Genomic DNA, 16,561 nt, shown 5'->3' with positions numbered 1-16,561 from the left:
GTTTTTCTTTAGAAGAAATCACTAAAAAAAGAGACGATGCGAAATTCGCATCATCTCTTTTATAAGACAAGTTTACTACCTGATTGCTGTACAACAAGCCTTGCAATACCATTTCCAACTGCACACGCTTCTCTTAACGATAAATTAACAGCAAGGCCTGCAATAAAACAAGCAAGGTGTGAATCTCCTGCACCGATTGTATCAACGACAAGAGCAGGTTCTGATGGAATAAGGTCACTTTCTTCTTCTGTGTAAAAGAACGTTCCTTCAGCACCTAATGTGATAATTACAGGTTCACCCGTTTTATCAAAAATAGCGCGTGCTCCATCTTCAACAGAGCTTTCACTTGTTAGGCAAAGAAGTTCTGCCTTATTTGAATGAACAATTGTTCCTTTTGTCAAGACCTTTTTTATAACACTTTCATCAATAAATTTAATTCTTGGACTTGGATCAAAAATTAGCTTAGCTTCTTTCTTCCGTTTTTCAAGCGCTTTTGTAACAATATAGCCTGAAGGACCTTCCAATTCGTATCCTGATATATAAATGTAGTCGTATGTGTCAATTTCAATAGCCTGAAACCATTCTTCTCTCCACTGTGTTTCAATCCCTGGTATGGTTATAAACGTTCGTTCTCCACCTTCTTCAACAATACATAAACTCCAACCGTTGTCATATGGTTCTTCAATAAGAAGCGGATATTCTTCTTTCAAAAGCTCCTCTCTAATAACCTTTGCACAATTCCCCTCTCCAACAGGAATAAGTAAGTCATGTGGAATACAAAGCTGTTTTAACACACTTGATACATTATAAGCACAACCACCAACCGTCACTTGATCCGCTCTTGCAAAAATATCTTGACCGCTTTTAGGAAGCTCTGCTACTTTAATGATTACATCGATAATCGCTGCACCGAGAATAAGTACTTTTCCTTTCGGCCCAGGCTCGTTCGTGTCTTCATTTTGCCATTTTTCCACTTTCTACACCTCTACTCTTTGAAGATTGCACATTTACTAAAACAACTTGTACAACTCCACTCACAATAAATGCTAATAATACACCTAAACTACTATCCTCAAAAATCCCTCTTGCAAATGGCCCAGTAAAAAATGACGTATTTGTAAACGCCAGACCTGCTGCAATTCCAATCAACCAACTTAAAAGTCCCGCTGGATTTATTACCTCTGCCTTGTTGCTCAACAGTTTTAGATCATACCCAAATTTCCTCCGAACAAGAGCAAAATCAACGAGAAACGTAGCTCCCCAAGAAGCTAACCCAATTCCGACTAGTCCTAAGAAAATCTGAAAATCTCCTAGGAAATTTTCAGAGAAAAACAAAACATACACAGGAAGAGCAATAATAATGATAGCATGGATAAAAATCGCTGTGGAGTCTTTCACATGAATATCTAACGTCTGTAAATTTGTACGCGCTGATTTTAAACTTAAAATACATTGCGGAATTAATCCACCTAAAGCTGTAAGAAAATAAAGAGCCGTCATCCAAGATGGAAGAGATTGACTAATTACATTAATTGGATTATCCGCTGTTCCTAATGACGGAACGGACGTTGTCATTAAAATTCCAGCGCTCATAATAATAAATAACGGAAAAAAAGCTCCTAAAGTTACGCTCATAACAACAGATCGAGAAGAAGTTTTAGGATGTTGATAACGGCTATAATCAGCACCAGCCCCTACCCATCCAATGCCAGTACCTGCAATAATAATAGAAACAGCAGGAAGAAAAGACGTTAACCAATCGCCGTTATTTATTTGAAACAAAGCTTGCCAGTTTGTTTTTGGAATAAGTAAGGCTATTACAAAAAGGGTTAACAAACCAAAAACGTATGTAAAAAGGGTTTGAGCTTTTACAAGTACTTTTTGACTAAATAAATTTGAAAGTAAAACAAGAAGAGAAAAAGCAAAAAGGCTGACAACTGTTAGCAACGACGTTGTGTTTAAACCCCAAACATTAAGTAATGACAACAATGTTAAAGTGCCTGTAATAACATTAACAGCAAGCCAACCAACAAAACTCATCCAGACCATAAACGTTGGAAAATAGTTTCCTTTTCTTCCGAAAGCTGCTCGAGATAACGTGAGCATATTTGCTCCCGTATTTTTACCTGAAATACTTGTTAATCCAACAAGGATAAAAGATAACGATCCAAGCATAGCCGCAAGCAGCGATTGAAAAAAGCTAAGGCCAAATCCGACAATCATTGTGCCGTATACAACACCTAAAATTCCAATATTACTTGCAAACCAAATAAAAAAGAGTTCCTTTGGTTTTCCCGACCGCTCAGAAGGTGACAAAAAAATAGATGAAGATGGTTTACTCATTTTCTTCCCCCTTAATAATGAAATCTTCGATATTTCACAAGGTGTTCAGCATAGTAAGTAAAATCGACTCCATTGCTTCTGTTAATCGTCTCAATCCACTCTGGTAAAATTCCTGTAATTCCTACCTTCGCTCCACATATTGCTGTTGCCATAGCTCCAATAGTATCCGTATCTCCTCCTAAATTGGCACACATGATACTACATTTATGAACATCCTTTGTATAATACGCCAAAGCTAAAGCTGTTGGCACGGATTCACATGTTAATGTCCCCGCTCCGATAATGTGATAAAGATGATCGGCAAAAGCGTCTTCTTCATTCTTAAATTTCTCTGCATATTCTAGGCAGAGATCAAGTCTTGCTTTTAATGATGGACTAAATGTTTCTGTCCCATATAAGCTAAGAGAACAACTATAAGTATCTTTTACTTTTTGTATGATCTCCTCCCAACTGCAACCTTCAAATGCTGCGCTAACAGCCATTGCAACCATTGCTGCTCCACTAATAGCAACATCTGATCCATGCGTTACTCGACTAACCTCATAAACATACCTCACAATTTCTTCCATGTAAGTAGATGGGATGAGACATCCGATAGGAGCAATTCGCATTGCTGCTCCGTTTGTTTCAGCTTTCGCTGTAACAGTAGAAGCATTTCCCCCTGTCCGAATCGTTTGTAACGCTATTTTTGAACTTGGGCCAAGAATATTGTGTTCAAAAGCTTGATTTTGTTCAGCCCACTCAATAAGATGGTCGGCAATTACTGTTGTTGATGGGATAAAATTCCGCTCAATTAAAGCATCTAAAATAGCGATGCTTTGGGCTGTATCATCTGTATATTGTCCTCTTTTATAATAGCGTGCAGCTTCGTTTTCTTGGGGTCCCGAGATAAACGTATCAATTTTACCAAAGTGTTGTTTAATTCTCCTTCTGCTCCAAAGTTCCCCAGGCATTCCCATTGCATCGCCAATTGCTAAACCATATAGTGCTCCTAATGTTTTATCCATTAATATGTCCACTACCAGTTCCCCCATGTTTGTCACTCATTTTATTGCTAAATGATCTTCGTTATTTTTCTACCATCAAAAGTCATTTCTCTTTCCCATCTACTTAAATTAGACAATTATTTTATTTCCCCTGCTTTTTTTCCAAATTATTATAATTTTCTACTTTTTATGTAAAAAATTATAATATTCAGAAATTATTTTCTTTATTATCCTTTATGTATTTATTAAAAATTAAATTAAAGTTGAACTTTTTATCTTTTAAATAAAAAAGAGTTTTAATAGAAAGAAAAAAGGGAAGTATATTTTTGCGTGTTTGACACACGCTATATATGTCACCCGCTCCCCATATTATTCGCTTGTTGCGGGACACTTAACCAGGTCGGCGGGGTTGTCGGGTGACTAAAAAACGCTTAAGCTACTAAGCTTAAGCGTTTTTAATGTGGTGCAGCTTTCATATTTAAAACGATAACTCCACCAATAATCATAATAATTCCTACTACACTATATATGCTTATATTTTCTTTCCAAATCATAATGCCAACAAGAGCTGTAAGAGCCGTACCCACGCCAGACCAAATAGCATAAGCCATACTTAACGGTATGTTTTGAAGAGATAGAGAAAGAAAATAAAAAGCAGCTCCTATGCCAGCAACGGCTCCTATACTCGGGATAAGCTTCGTAAATCCTGCTGACGATTTAAGCATAGAGCTGCCGATAATTTCTAAAATAATAGCTAGAGCTAAATAGAAATAAGGTTGCACAATCATCACCTCATTCATCTTTCCTATAACATTTTTCCGAAGAAAATCGTACCATATGTGAGCAAGACTACGCTAGTGTTTTTATTGAAAATTGGTGTTGTTCACAAAAAAAGCACAAAGTTGTTAAAAAACCTAACAACTTTGTGCTTTTTTTACATTAGGATGTATAATGAAGTTCACTTTTTTCGATCAGCTTTTTAAGCTCTTTCAACATTGGTTCGCGAAGCTCCTTATCTTCTAAAGCGAAAGAAATGTTTGTTAAAAGAAAACTGAGCGGCTCGCCTGCATCATATCTTTGACCTTCAAACTGATAAGCAAAAACCGCTTGTAACTCATTCATTGATTCAATAGCATCTGTGAGCTGAATTTCGCCTCCTTTTCCTTCTTTCTGTTTCTCTAAGTAAGTAAAAATTTCTGGTGTAAAAACATAGCGACCAATAATGGCTAAATTTGAAGGAGCTTCTTCAGGTTGCGGTTTTTCAACAAATGAATCTACTCGATAAAGGCGGTGTTCTTTCTCAGCCGGATCTATTACTCCGTACCTGCTGATCTCTTCGGTTGGGACAGGCTGAACACCAACAACTGAACACTCTTTTTTCTCATATTGCTTAATGAGCTGTTTCAAACAAGGTTCTTCAGAGTAAGTTAAATCATCTCCAAGAAGGACCGCAAATGGCTCATCTCCAATAAAAGTGCGAGCACAAGAAATAGCATGGCCAAGACCTTTTGGTTCTTTTTGACGAACATAATGAATATTAGCTAGGTTTGAAACATGTTGAATGGCATTAAGCTGTTCTTCTTTTCCCTGCTCACTTAAATGTCTCTCGAGCTCAGCATCATAATCAAAATGATTTTCAATTGCTTGTTTTCCTTTTCCTGTCACAATTATAATATCTTCAATTCCCGATTTCAGCGCTTCTTCTACAATAATTTGAATTGTTGGTTTGTTGACAATCGGCAACATTTCCTTTGGAATTGATTTTGTAACAGGTAAAAAACGAGTACCTAATCCTGCTGCTGGAATAACAGCTTTTCTTACTTTCTTCATCTTCTTCTCCTCCATTTTTATTTTATTTGATTTCTTTTTCTATCCATTTTGTGCTTTAAATACCCACGCTTTCGTTCCTATAAAGTTAATTCCCAAACCGATGATGGTAGCTCCCACCTTGCTGATTAAAAGAGACCATCCTAATTGCTCTGAAAATAAAAGCAAACATTTCATTGTTATTAAAAGCGTTAGCATGTTGATGAGAGCAAAGCGGAATAGTTCACTTCTTTGAGCTTTAGATGATTGTTTAAACGTCCATTTCCGATTTAGGATATAGCTGTTAAAAAGCCCGCAACTATAAGAGATTACTTGAGAAAGAACAGCTGGCATGCCCCCGAAAATGAGAAGGGTAAAAACGAGAAAATCAATAATCGTATTAGAAGCTCCCACAATGCAAAATTTGAGAAACGTTCTTCCTTTATTCATGAATCATTTGCTTCTCTTTCTTTCCAGACATTTCTGTACTATATATGTCACGCACAATATATAAAGGTCGACCTTTTGATTCATCATAGATGCGTCCGATATATTCTCCAATTACGCCAAGAAGAACGAGCACAACCCCACTAAAAAATAGCTGAATAATCACAAGTGAAGCCCAACCTGTTACAGTGTTTTCTGTAAAGAATTTCAAATATAAAACATACAGCATGTAAACAAATCCTGCTCCTGAAAAAAGAGAACCCGCATACGTTGCTAATTTCAATGGTTTATAAGAGAACGATGTAATCCCATCAAGGGATAACTTTAACATTTTTTTTAATGGATACTTTGTTTCACCTGCCGCTCGCTCATCACGTTCATATTCAACAGCCGTCTGATGAAAACCAACCCAACTAACAAGTCCACGAACAAATCGGTTCTTTTCTTGAAGACCTTTCATTTGCTCACATACTTTACGATCAATAAGTCTAAAGTCTCCTGTGTCAATAGGAATGTCAATGTCTGTCATAGAGCGGAGTGTTCTATAAAACATTGCTGCTGTTTGCTTTTTAAAAAATGTTTCTCCTTTGCGCTTTGTTCTTTTCGCATATACAACTTCATACCCTTGTTTCCATTTGTCAATCATATCGAGGATAAGTTCTGGAGGATCTTGCAAATCTGCGTCAATTACAACAACTGCCTCTCCTTTTGCATAATCCATTCCTGCTGTAATCGCAATTTGATGACCAAAATTTCTTGAGAAATCAATTAGTTTAATAGATGAATCACGTAAGCTAATCTCTTTCAAAATTTCTACCGTCTTGTCTTGACTTCCGTCATTTACAAATAAAAGCTCGTATTTTTCTTTTGTAGAATGCATTACATTACTTAAACGTTCGTACGTTGTTTCAATAACTTCTTCTTCATTATAAACAGGAATAATAATCGAATATTTTATATGTTCCATCTCATTTATAACCTCCTATGAATAGAATTTGTAAAAGGAGAAACGTTTCTCCTTTTACAAATCTAGATCTTTTATAGCTCTACTTTGTAAAGCGTTTCGCTTTGACCTCCTCTACCAGGCATTCCGCTATTTGAATCGCTCTCAGAATCACTGTTCGACGTACCGTTCCATTCTTCTTGTGGCACTTCTTCTCCATTCTCTTTGATCCATGTTTGTAAATCTGAGCTGCCACCAGGACCGCCGCCACCAATTAAGAAGTATTTCACTTCATTGTTTTTAACCATTTCTTCAAGCTTCTCTGTTGTTAAAATCGGATCTGAGCCTGAAAATCCACCCATTGCCATGACTGTTTCACCTTCAATAATGTAAGGGGCAGCAGAAGAGGCATTAGATGTAGCAAATAAGTAAGTTTCTCCATCGCTATGTTTCTTAAGGTAAGAAACTAAATTTTCATTGATGCTGTTTTGTCCTTCACCTATCTTCATATTTCCATTTCCCATCGTTGTAGGACCAGCCGCTGGCATTACACTATTTCCATCTCCATATATAATAGGAGTGCTTGCCCAAAAAGCAGGAATAACAAGAATGGCAAGAAGGGCTGCTAAGGACACAAAATATGTCGCTCGTTTCTCTTTTTGTTTGAAGAAGAATAGCGCTAGTGAAAGCAATGTCCCTGCTACTCCTACTCCAATGCTCCAAACCATCCCAATTTGATCTATATAAGATTTCAACGTAAAGACTTCAAAAGCAGTTGTTGCTAGAATTGCAATAGGAAGCAACATTGATTTAAATCCTTTTTCTGTTTGATAAAGCTTAAATAGTTTAACCCATCCTGCCCCAACAAATGCTGCAATTGGAGGAGCTAACATGATGAGGTAGTATTGATGGAAGAAACCTGCAATACTAAAGAAGACACCAACAGGACCAAGCCACGCAAGCCAGAATAGGCTTTCTTTTTCTTCATCACTCCACTGTTTTCGCAAACGAATTCCTGAAAGTAAACCAACGCATCCAAAAAGAGCAAACGGCAGAACCCAACTAATTTGATCTGCTAAGCCAATTTGGAACAAACGGAAGAATCCTGGAGTTCCTGTATTGAACATTCCTCCCCCATTTTGACCACCTGGTCCACCTTGATCTCCTCTATTTAGAAAATCACGCTGTCCATTACCTTCAGATGTCTGAGTTTCTGAGTTTGTGCTATCTTGTGTAGAAGATGAATCTGTATTAGAAGAATCATTGCTCGCTGAATTATCACTATTTGTTGTGTTTGTATCATTAGCCTGATTTGGTCCACCTTGACCATTTTGTGGAGCTCCTGATGGCATCCCCTCTGGTGCTTCTCCTTGTTCCATTCCATTTGGTGGAGCCTGCATCTCTCCTCCATTTCCTTTATCAGCACCAGCACCACCGCCTCCTGGTGTGCCTTGTCCTTGACCCGTTAAACGAGCTACGCCATTATATCCAAAAGCAAGCTCTAACACAGAGTTCGTTTGACTGCTACCCATGTAAGGACGATCATCAGCTGATACACTATCAACAACAACAGCCCATGAAAGAGACAACGCCATCATAACAGCTGTTGCGCTTGCTAATATCCCTATTTTCTTTTTCCACTTTACCTTTGCTGCAGTTATGTAGAAAAGATAAAACGCAGGAGCAACCATGAAAGCTTGCATCATTTTCATATTGAAGCCCAGTCCAATCATAGCAAAAGCTCCAATTATCCAAATAGCTTTGTTCTTTCTAACGCCTTTAAATAGCATCCACACCCCAATTAAAAGAGTAAAAACAAGCATACTATCAATGTTGTTTGAACGACTTATGGCAGGAACAATTGGTGTAATGGCCATTGTTAAACTTGCGATTCTAGCTCCTGTAATTCCAAAGGTTGGTTTTAGAAGGAAGTATAGAAGAATAACAGATCCGACTCCAGCTAAAGCTTGTGGTAACATAACGCTCCATCCATGCAAACCAAAAATCGCAGCGCTTAATGTTTGAATCCAAAATGTAAGCGGCGGCTTATCCACTGTTACAAAACCTGCTGGATCAAAAGAAGCATAGAAGAAATTGTGGAAGTTTTCGAGCATGCTTTTTACTGCTGCTGTATAATAAGCATTCGCATAATCGTTTTTCCAAATGTTATAGATGTTTAAGAAAGCAGAAAGAAGAATAATCCCTAGCAGGATAAGATCCATTCTTTTGTACATAAACTTTTTCATTTTTTCACCTCATTATCATTTAAAACGATGATTTACTGAGGCTAATAGAGTCCGGACTTCTACTAACTTTGATCTCTTAAATCATGTTTTTATCAATTCAACGTTTTTAACGTTTCCTTGAGTGTATTTAGACTATAACAAGCAATTATGTCGGAAAGATGTCAAAAACAATTTTTAGCAAAATAAAAAGCTAAAGTTTAAAAACCTTAAACTTTAGCTTTCTCCTTCTATTTTTCCCGCAAGCGCGTAGAGAACAACTGTTGAGACAAAATGGGCAGAAAACTGACTTGGATCTTGCTGAGGATATACTTCAACAAAGTCCATTCCTACAATGCCCCTTTTTGCAAATTCATGAACTAATGTTAATAGTTCATAAGATGTTAACCCGTTTCCATCAACAGGACCGCCTGGGTTAAAGGCATAATCTAAAACATCACTACAAATTGTTAAATACACTCCATCAACATTGTGACTTGCTTTTTTATAAACGTCTTGGGCAAGCTCTTTTATGTTCGTACATTCTCTAATGTCCCGAATTGTAACAGTCTCTGCTCCTGCTTCTTTTGCATACTGGCCACTTTCAGGTTTGTTTCGCGGCCCGTGAATCCCTGTATGAATAATACTTTCATTACGGATTCCATCTAGTTCATATATTCTTGCAAAAGGGGTTGATCTTGCAAATTCATCTCCTTCATGTGAAACCATATTATCATAGTGAGCATCAAGGTGAATGATACCAAACTTCTTTCCCTGCTTCGCCTCCGTAAGGGCCTTCATAATTGGATATGTAATTCCATGATCTCCTCCAAATGCAACCGGAAATTTATTTTCTTTCCATACTCGTTTAGAAAATGTTTCAATCCGCTCCATTGTTTCTTCTACACTAGCTGGAACAACGTCAACGTCTCCCATATCGCCTAAACTTAAATGTTCAAAAACATCAATATGATTCAGTTCAGGCAAATAGCCGCTATACCGAGCAGAAGAAAGCCGAATTACTTTTGGTCCAAGTTCACATCCTGTATAGTCCCCCCATGTTACAGCTCCTTCCCATGGCACTCCATATATTAAAACGTCTGTCTCTTCTATCCCTTTTCCCGTTGACACATTTTTTGCTCCTAAAAAGGGAGGCGTATTCCCATAGATTTTGTTCATTCTTTTTCATCCTTTCTTTCCCTTATTTTCTTTTATGGTCTCATTACCCTTTATGAATAAAAATACTCTTATAAAATAAAAAAGCGCTCAAAAATGAGCACTTTATATAGCCGCTGAATTTACAGTTTCAATGTCTAACTCTTCTTTTTTCTCTTTTTCTTCAAGTTCAACTGCTTTTGGAACAGAAAGGTATTTTGCAAGAACAAGAGCTGATGCTCCCCCTACGAATTTTCCAATCATAATATACAAAATTAAGTTAGGTTGAAAATTCGCTGTAAATGAAAGATGATCTCCAAATAAAAAAGCAGCACAAACCGCATAGGAAATGTTCATCACTTTATCTTTAGCAGGCATATCTTTTACAAGACGGAACATTGCTAAAATGTTCGCGGATGCTGCAAGAATACCAGCACTTCCTTCTTTACTAATGCCAAATTGATTTCCTATTTTTTCAAGAGGGAGGGCTAAATACTTTTGCATCAAATATACAAATGGAAAAGCCCCAGCTAGCATTAACCCAATATATCCTGCTACTTCAAGTGCTCTATACTGGTCTTGTTCATCAGCTACAATCGGACTAAATCCAAAATTTCCAAAAAGAGTGCTAAATGCTCCTGTAAAGTGTTCGACAATGGAGCAAAGGAGAACAAGCTTTAAGAAAGCATCAAGACCGCGACCAAATATCATAAATCCTTTAATCATTTTGTCTGGGAAAAAGCGTAATCCTATCGCAAGAGAACCTACAAAAATAATCAACGGAATGAGGTTCATGAATATTGTTCCAAGACTAAGGCTAAGCTCATACGCTACAGAAGAGTTTGTGGAAACGGCAGACCGAATGGTTGGATTTGTAAAGGCAATGAGTAAACAGCTTACTAACACGCCAATGGGAATAGCTAAAACCCCTGACATTACCCCAAGCGCCATATACTTGTGATCTTTTTTCTGGAGCATAGCAAGGCCTGTTGGAATAGAGAATACAATGGTTGCTCCTGCCATATATCCAATAATCATAGCCATAATCCAGCTTTCCTTCGTTTGAGCTAACGCCTCTGCTAGCTGATAACCGCCCATATCAATGGCAATAAGGGATGTTGCTGCAATTGATGGATCTGCTCCAAGCTTTACAAAAAGCGGACCGAAGACAGATTCGATAAGTTGAGATAAGTATGGGATAGAGGCCATAATGCCTGCAGTTGGGATAAAAATATAACCGATGGAATGAATGCCTTCCATAAATTCCTTTCCAATTCCTTTTTCTTTATTTTTAATAGCTGCAATTCCTCCAATAATAGCAGAAAGCATTAAAATATAAATAACGTATGTTCCAATTTTCTCCACTCGTATTCCTCCCTTTTTTAAACAACAAGACTTACGCCACTTGTTTTTTGGGCTAACATTTGGTCTATAAGCGTACCAATGTGCGCTGCCGCTTCAACAGGTGATGTACCTTGACGGTGAATATTAGAAATGACCATTCGGCTTGATTCTTTCGTTCCTTTCCTTGGTCTATAACACATATAAGCACTTAGTGAGTGAGCACAAACAAGCCCAGGTCTTTCCCCGATGAGAAGAATAAAAGCTTCAGGTTTTAAAATTTCACCAATATCGTCCATACAGGCAACTCTTCCTCCTTTTAAAAAGAAAGGAGTTCCAACAGTTAACTCATATGATGTTAGCGAATCTATTAAAGCAGGATATACATCTCGAATATTCTCTTCAATGGCATTTGCACTCAACCCATCCGCTATCACAATTTGAACTTGAGGATGTGTTACGCATTCCTTTTTAATAAGGTTGCGCCCTTCTAATGAAAGAAGTCTCCCTTCATCAGGACGCTTTAAATACCGCTCTTTTGTTTGAAAACGAGTTGTAACAGAAAAAAGATTAAATTCCGCTAACGTTTCTTCACTAACTTCTCCATAAACAGAGTCAACCGCAGCAGCATGATCAATCCGGAATGACAAAAAATCTTCTGTCAGAGGCCTTGTACCTGTTCTTCCTACCCCAATTCGTGCTGGTGTATATTGTTTTAAGTGAGCAAGTTTCTCTTCTTTTTCTCTCATCCTCTTTTCCTCCTTCTCTATTTCACTTTCATAAAAATGGTAGGATCGCCTGCTACCCTCGTTAACTTTCCGTTTTCTGTAATCCCTTGATTTTCAAGCCAAGCTGAAAAAGCTGGAGCAGGAGCTAAATTAAGTACATTTCGCAATGTTGCGATATCGTGATAACTTAATGACTGATAGTTCAACATGCAATCATCTGCCATTGGTACACCAATAACAAAATTCACACCTGCTGTGCCAAGCAGCATACTCAAGTTATCCATATCATTTTGATCTGCATTCATATGATTTGTATAACAAACATCAACACCCATAGGAAGTCCATGCATTTTCCCCATAAAATGATCTTCAAGCCCTGCCCTTATTACTTGCTTGCTATCATACAAATACTCTGGTCCAATAAACCCAACAACCGTGTTCACAATAAATGGATTATAACGTTTAGCAAGACCATAGCAGCGCGCTTCTAAAGTTAGTTGGTCAATATTATAATGACTAGTTGAGGAAAGTTCAGATCCTTGGCCTGTTTCTAAATACCACCTGTTTGGTCCAAGTGCTGTTCCTTTTTCTTGCATCAACTGGTGTGCCTCATCAAGTAGAGAAACCGATATACCAAAGGACTCGTTCCCTTCCTCTGTACCTGCGAGTGATTGGAAAATAAGATCAGCAGGTGCTCCTTTTTCAATTGCCCTCATTTGGCTTGTAACATGAGAAAGAACACAGTTTTGAGTTGGAATAGAAAATTCCGTTATAATATTTTTTGTTTCCAAGAGAAGATCATAAATATTATTTGTTGTATCAATAACAGGATTAATTCCGATTACCGCATCTCCAATTCCATAGCTTAATCCATCATATAAAGAGGCACGTATTCCTTGCAATCGATCTGATGGATGATTAGGTTGAACACGGGAGGCAAGAGTTTTTGGCTGTCCAATTTTCGTTTGACAATGAGTAATAACTTGAATTTTAGCAGCTGCTTGAATTAAGTCTAAATTAGACATCAGCTTTGCTACTGCTGCAATCATGTCACTTGTTAACCCTTTTGAAATGGTTAACAAATGCTCTCCTGTTGTTTCGTCATGTAAGATATACTCCCTTAAATCGGCTACAGTCCATGTTCTTATTTCTCTGTATACGTTCTCTTCAACACTTTCTTCAATCACTCTAGCTACTTCATCCTCAAGAAGGGGATAGTTACGAAAATCTGCAAGTGTAATGTTTGACAGCACGATTTTAGCTGCCATTCTTTCTTTCATATTTTCAGCACTAACACGAGCAAGCTCATCTCCTGATTTTTCTTCATTTGCTTTTGCCATAATTTCTTTTAAACTTTTAAAAGAATAAGTTTGTCCGAGAATAGTTGTTTTTTTATTCATTCTTTTTCCTCCTTCTGTTGATGAAATGCAAGTGTTTTAACAGAAACTGAAATCGCTTCTCCTCCAACAGGCATCCCAAGATCTATATAATCTCCATCAGCAACCTGCACGCCATCAATACAAACAATATTCACAACCTTAGCACACCGTTTTCTGAGGGCGTGACCGAGCGCTTTTGCTACATCGTCCTCACAAACAACGACAATATTTTCCTTTTGAAACTCTTTTTCCATTTCTTCATAAATAACTTGAGCCATTTCCTGTAAAATCACGTACGAACAATAAGGCATGTCAAGGAGCGTTAAAGCAAACGGTGGGTTTTGTTTTGTATCATACACTTCTTTTGCATGCCTTATTTTTTCTTTCAATCTCCTCGAGAACTCGAGAGAACTCCACTCTCCTTTTTTAGTTGTTTGCACTTTTAAAAGCGGTATATTTCTGATTGGTAAAAGTTCTTTTTGCACATGAACAGTTGCTCCGCTTACTTCCGTACTTTGCATACCAGCCCCAATCACTGTTGCTCTATTTGTCTCAACTGCTTTTTTAATACGCACACTTGATAAAGGAAAAGCAGTCGGAATTACAGATGCTAAGAGCGGACCAATATCTCCATATCTTGCTACATCCTTCATTGTATGAATTTGTGCATCATTCATCATTGCCCCAACTCCCCCAGAAATCAGAATTTCATCAGGCTTAGGAAGCATTTCATTATGTTCTCCTGTCAGCAAAAGCTCTCCACCTTGTTTATCGTCGCTTAATAAATATGCAAACAAGTCTTCACTCAGTTTTTGACAGAGCTTTTGAGCTTGCTTATACGATAAAATGTCTCCTTTTTTTAGATTAATAGATCGATAAGAAAGCCATTTAAAAAGTGATGGCGCTACATACTCAACTTCTCCATCTTCTGTTAAACGAACAAGGCGTCCCCCAACGTGGAAAGTAAGGGAAGCTACAGCTTTTCCATCTTGGAAAAATGCTACATTTGCGGTTCCGCCCCCAATATCAACATTCGTAACTGTTCCATTTATCTCTTCTGAACGTTTCATAGCTCCGGATCCTTTTCCAGCTAGAATACCTTCTAGGCTATCTCCTGCTGTTGCAACAACAAAGTCTCCTGCTTTATCTGCCAAGTAATGAATAATACTTTCAGCATTTTCTTTTCGAGCTGTTTCCCCTGTAATAATGACAGCTCCTCCTTTAATATCTTTTAAGTTAACGTTAGCTTTTTGATACTCTTTTGAAAGAAGATTCTTTAGCTTTTCAATATGAATCATATCTTCGGTTTCTAAAGGTGTTTCATATAAAGAGCCTGTATAGGTCACTTCTCGATCAATAATGGGGCAAAAAGGAAGGCTAAAACCATCCTTCCTTTCATTAATGAGAAGCCTGCTTAAAATGACTTTCGTTGTGCTTGTTCCAATGTCAATTCCTATACTTTTTATCCAATATTCGCCCAAAAATCCTCCTCCTAACGAAAAAGCGCTTCAAAGAATCCCTACAACATATAGAGGGTCTTCAAAGCGCCATTGCTTTTATTTATTCACTTTTCCTATAACCTGTTCCGCTATTTTCACCATTGATACGTGAGTTTCCATACTCTTTTTTTGGAGTTTTCGGTATGCCTCTTCCTCTGAATATCCTTCTACTTTCATTAGAATTCCTTTTGCTTTTTCAATTTTTTTACGATGCTCTATTTTTTCTTCTAAAAGAGCAATTTTTCTAAAGAGCTCTAGCTCTTTCTTCCGTTGACTTAAAGCAATTTCAACAGCGGGAATGAGCTCCCTTTCTTTCACAGGTTTAACAAGGTATCCTGTAACTCCTGCTTTTTTAGCCTTTATCGTTAATTCTTGATCGCTGTAAGCTGTTAAAAGTAAAATTGCACAATCCGATTGTTTCTTTATAATAGAAGAAGCCTTTACGCCATCTAGAATAGGCATCTTTATATCCATAATGATAAGGTTTGGAGCAAGATGTTTAGCTTTTTCAATTGCCTCTTCACCGTTTTTAGCTTCCCCAACTAAGTTATACCCACGCTCTTCAAGCATTTCTTTTATATCCAGGCGTGTAATAGGTTCATCATCTACAACCATCACTCGGTCTTTCATAACATCACCGCTTTTGCTATAGGAAATGTAAGCGTCATTTTTGTTCCGTCTTCTGATGAAAAAGTGGAGAGAACGCCGTTCAGCTCTGCTGCCAACGTATGTACAAGCTGCAGTCCAAGCGAGGACCGCTTGTCCTCAATTATTCCTCTACCATTATCTTCAACCGTAATGTTTGCTATTTGTTTACGGCAGATTACTGTAATACTAATTTTCCCACTCTTTTGTTGTTCAAAAGCATGTTTGAGACAATTTTGAACAAGTTCATTCACAATAAGTAAAACGAATGTTGCTTGATTAGATGGTAAAAAAGTAGGCTCCCCTTCAACCGAAAGAGCGATTTCTTTTTCCGGTACAGAGGCTAGACGTATAAGCATATCAGCGGCTCGCTCCATTACGAGCACAATGTTTACGGCTTCTATTCCATCTTGAGCTAAGTAATCATGTATAATTGAAATTGTCTCAATCCTCGCTACACTATCTTGCAAGATATCCGATACTTCAGAATGAGCTCGGCGCGTTTGCAATCTAAGCAAGCTTGAAATAACCTGTAGGTTGTTTTTAACACGGTGATGAATTTCTTTTTGAATAAGAGATTTCACCGTCCCTTCCCTGTCTGCACTTTCTTTTGGAATTAACAGCTCTTCAACCCGTTTATTAGTCATCATTTCTTCTGAAATATCTCGCTCTCTTATGAGCACTCCAATAGTAGTTCCTTTGTTATCAACAATAGGTACGATATCTTGCTGAACGATCACACATTCTTGGGTGATGCCGCGTGAATTCGTAATGGTATTACCCGTTCTTAAGCTAAAAAATACCCCTGGTTCGTTTTGTTCTGTTGCTGTTTCTCCTATAATATTTCTTTTATATAAAGAAGAAGCTGTTGCAGGCTGAGCCTGTGCAACAATCATTGCTTTATCTTCAGACAGGGAACAATCAATAAACATATCTGACTTTGCAATATCTGCTGTAAGTTGGAGAGTATGTGCAACTTCCATTATTCTTTCTTTCTGAGGTAAAGATAGATGATGGAGGTCTTCTAAACAAGAAAGTGTGTTCATTTTTCTCCTCTTTTTCAAAAT

General features: G+C 37.6%; 15 protein-coding genes. All 15 read right to left on the bottom strand.

Annotated features, from left to right (window positions below; genetic code table 11):
• Positions 1–59: 59 nt before the first annotated feature.
• Positions 60–974: a PfkB family carbohydrate kinase gene (locus B9N79_RS08220; protein ID WP_046217112.1), complete on the bottom strand. Its 915-nt coding sequence runs from the start codon at positions 972–974 to the stop codon at positions 60–62.
• Entirely contained in the window at positions 955–2,343 is a 1,389-nt protein-coding gene (locus B9N79_RS08215) for a purine-cytosine permease family protein (RefSeq protein WP_046217111.1), read from the bottom strand. The genes B9N79_RS08220 and B9N79_RS08215 overlap by 20 nt, the downstream gene beginning before the upstream one ends.
• 11 nt (positions 2,344–2,354) lie before the next feature.
• The gene (locus tag B9N79_RS08210; protein WP_239695491.1) at positions 2,355–3,362 is read right to left on the bottom strand and encodes an ADP-ribosylglycohydrolase family protein; all 1,008 of its coding nucleotides are present in this window, start codon (positions 3,360–3,362) and stop codon (positions 2,355–2,357) included.
• A 422-nt stretch (positions 3,363–3,784) separates the two neighbouring features.
• The gene (locus B9N79_RS08205; RefSeq protein WP_019395425.1) at positions 3,785–4,111 is read right to left on the bottom strand and encodes a DMT family transporter; all 327 of its coding nucleotides are present in this window, start codon (positions 4,109–4,111) and stop codon (positions 3,785–3,787) included.
• Between the two features lie 157 nt (positions 4,112–4,268).
• Positions 4,269–5,159: a UTP--glucose-1-phosphate uridylyltransferase GalU gene (gene galU / locus B9N79_RS08200; protein ID WP_046217109.1), complete on the bottom strand. Its 891-nt coding sequence runs from the start codon at positions 5,157–5,159 to the stop codon at positions 4,269–4,271.
• Between the two features lie 39 nt (positions 5,160–5,198).
• Positions 5,199–5,585 carry a GtrA family protein gene (locus B9N79_RS08195; protein ID WP_046217108.1) on the bottom strand — a complete coding sequence of 129 codons (387 nt, stop codon included), beginning with the start codon at positions 5,583–5,585 and terminating at the stop codon, positions 5,199–5,201.
• Entirely contained in the window at positions 5,578–6,549 is a 972-nt protein-coding gene (locus B9N79_RS08190) for a glycosyltransferase family 2 protein (protein WP_046217107.1), read from the bottom strand. Before B9N79_RS08190 ends, B9N79_RS08195 begins: the two co-directional genes overlap by 8 nt.
• A 71-nt stretch (positions 6,550–6,620) precedes the next feature.
• Positions 6,621–8,771, bottom strand: coding sequence for a glycosyltransferase family 39 protein (locus tag B9N79_RS08185; protein WP_046217106.1), 2,151 nt, complete (start codon positions 8,769–8,771; stop codon positions 6,621–6,623).
• A gap of 213 nt (positions 8,772–8,984) precedes the next feature.
• On the bottom strand, positions 8,985–9,926 hold the full coding sequence (locus B9N79_RS08180; RefSeq protein WP_040057881.1) for an agmatinase family protein: 942 nt from the start codon (positions 9,924–9,926) through the stop codon (positions 8,985–8,987).
• Positions 9,927–10,028: 102 nt separating this feature from the next.
• A complete protein-coding gene (eutH, locus tag B9N79_RS08175) occupies positions 10,029–11,267 on the bottom strand; it encodes an ethanolamine utilization protein EutH (protein WP_046217105.1) in 1,239 nt (412 codons plus the stop codon).
• 17 nt (positions 11,268–11,284) lie between these two features.
• Positions 11,285–11,992, bottom strand: a complete 708-nt coding sequence (eutC, locus tag B9N79_RS08170; protein WP_040057882.1) for an ethanolamine ammonia-lyase subunit EutC — start codon at positions 11,990–11,992, stop codon at positions 11,285–11,287.
• Between the two features lie 17 nt (positions 11,993–12,009).
• The gene (locus B9N79_RS08165) at positions 12,010–13,371 is read right to left on the bottom strand and encodes an ethanolamine ammonia-lyase subunit EutB (protein WP_046217104.1); all 1,362 of its coding nucleotides are present in this window, start codon (positions 13,369–13,371) and stop codon (positions 12,010–12,012) included.
• Positions 13,368–14,831, bottom strand: a complete 1,464-nt coding sequence (locus tag B9N79_RS08160) for an ethanolamine ammonia-lyase reactivating factor EutA (protein ID WP_046217103.1) — start codon at positions 14,829–14,831, stop codon at positions 13,368–13,370. The genes B9N79_RS08165 and B9N79_RS08160 overlap by 4 nt, the downstream gene beginning before the upstream one ends.
• Positions 14,832–14,906: 75 nt before the next feature.
• On the bottom strand, positions 14,907–15,479 hold the full coding sequence (locus B9N79_RS08155; RefSeq protein ID WP_040057885.1) for an ANTAR domain-containing response regulator: 573 nt from the start codon (positions 15,477–15,479) through the stop codon (positions 14,907–14,909).
• On the bottom strand, positions 15,476–16,540 hold the full coding sequence (locus B9N79_RS08150; protein ID WP_046217102.1) for a sensor histidine kinase: 1,065 nt from the start codon (positions 16,538–16,540) through the stop codon (positions 15,476–15,478). Before B9N79_RS08150 ends, B9N79_RS08155 begins: the two co-directional genes overlap by 4 nt.
• Positions 16,541–16,561 lie beyond the last annotated feature (21 nt).

It is taken from the genome of Priestia filamentosa (assembly GCF_900177535.1).
Lineage (GTDB): Bacteria > Bacillota > Bacilli > Bacillales > Bacillaceae_H > Bacillus_I > Bacillus_I filamentosa.
This window is presented reverse-complemented; position numbering and strand designations above follow the sequence as displayed.

What these genes read in the sequence shown, in the direction of transcription:
- B9N79_RS08215 (WP_046217111.1), bottom strand. Translation starts at nt 2,343, where the DNA reads ATGAGTAAACCATCTTCATCTATTTTTTTGTCACCTTCTGAGCGGTCG.
- galU (WP_046217109.1), bottom strand. Translation starts at nt 5,159, where the DNA reads ATGAAGAAAGTAAGAAAAGCTGTTATTCCAGCAGCAGGATTAGGTACT.
- B9N79_RS08195 (WP_046217108.1), bottom strand. Translation starts at nt 5,585, where the DNA reads ATGAATAAAGGAAGAACGTTTCTCAAATTTTGCATTGTGGGAGCTTCT.
- B9N79_RS08190 (WP_046217107.1), bottom strand. Translation starts at nt 6,549, where the DNA reads ATGGAACATATAAAATATTCGATTATTATTCCTGTTTATAATGAAGAA.
- B9N79_RS08185 (WP_046217106.1), bottom strand. Translation starts at nt 8,771, where the DNA reads ATGAAAAAGTTTATGTACAAAAGAATGGATCTTATCCTGCTAGGGATT.
- B9N79_RS08180 (WP_040057881.1), bottom strand. Translation starts at nt 9,926, where the DNA reads ATGAACAAAATCTATGGGAATACGCCTCCCTTTTTAGGAGCAAAAAAT.
- eutC (WP_040057882.1), bottom strand. Translation starts at nt 11,992, where the DNA reads ATGAGAGAAAAAGAAGAGAAACTTGCTCACTTAAAACAATATACACCA.
- B9N79_RS08165 (WP_046217104.1), bottom strand. Translation starts at nt 13,371, where the DNA reads ATGAATAAAAAAACAACTATTCTCGGACAAACTTATTCTTTTAAAAGT.
- B9N79_RS08155 (WP_040057885.1), bottom strand. Translation starts at nt 15,479, where the DNA reads ATGAAAGACCGAGTGATGGTTGTAGATGATGAACCTATTACACGCCTG.
- B9N79_RS08150 (WP_046217102.1), bottom strand. Translation starts at nt 16,540, where the DNA reads ATGAACACACTTTCTTGTTTAGAAGACCTCCATCATCTATCTTTACCT.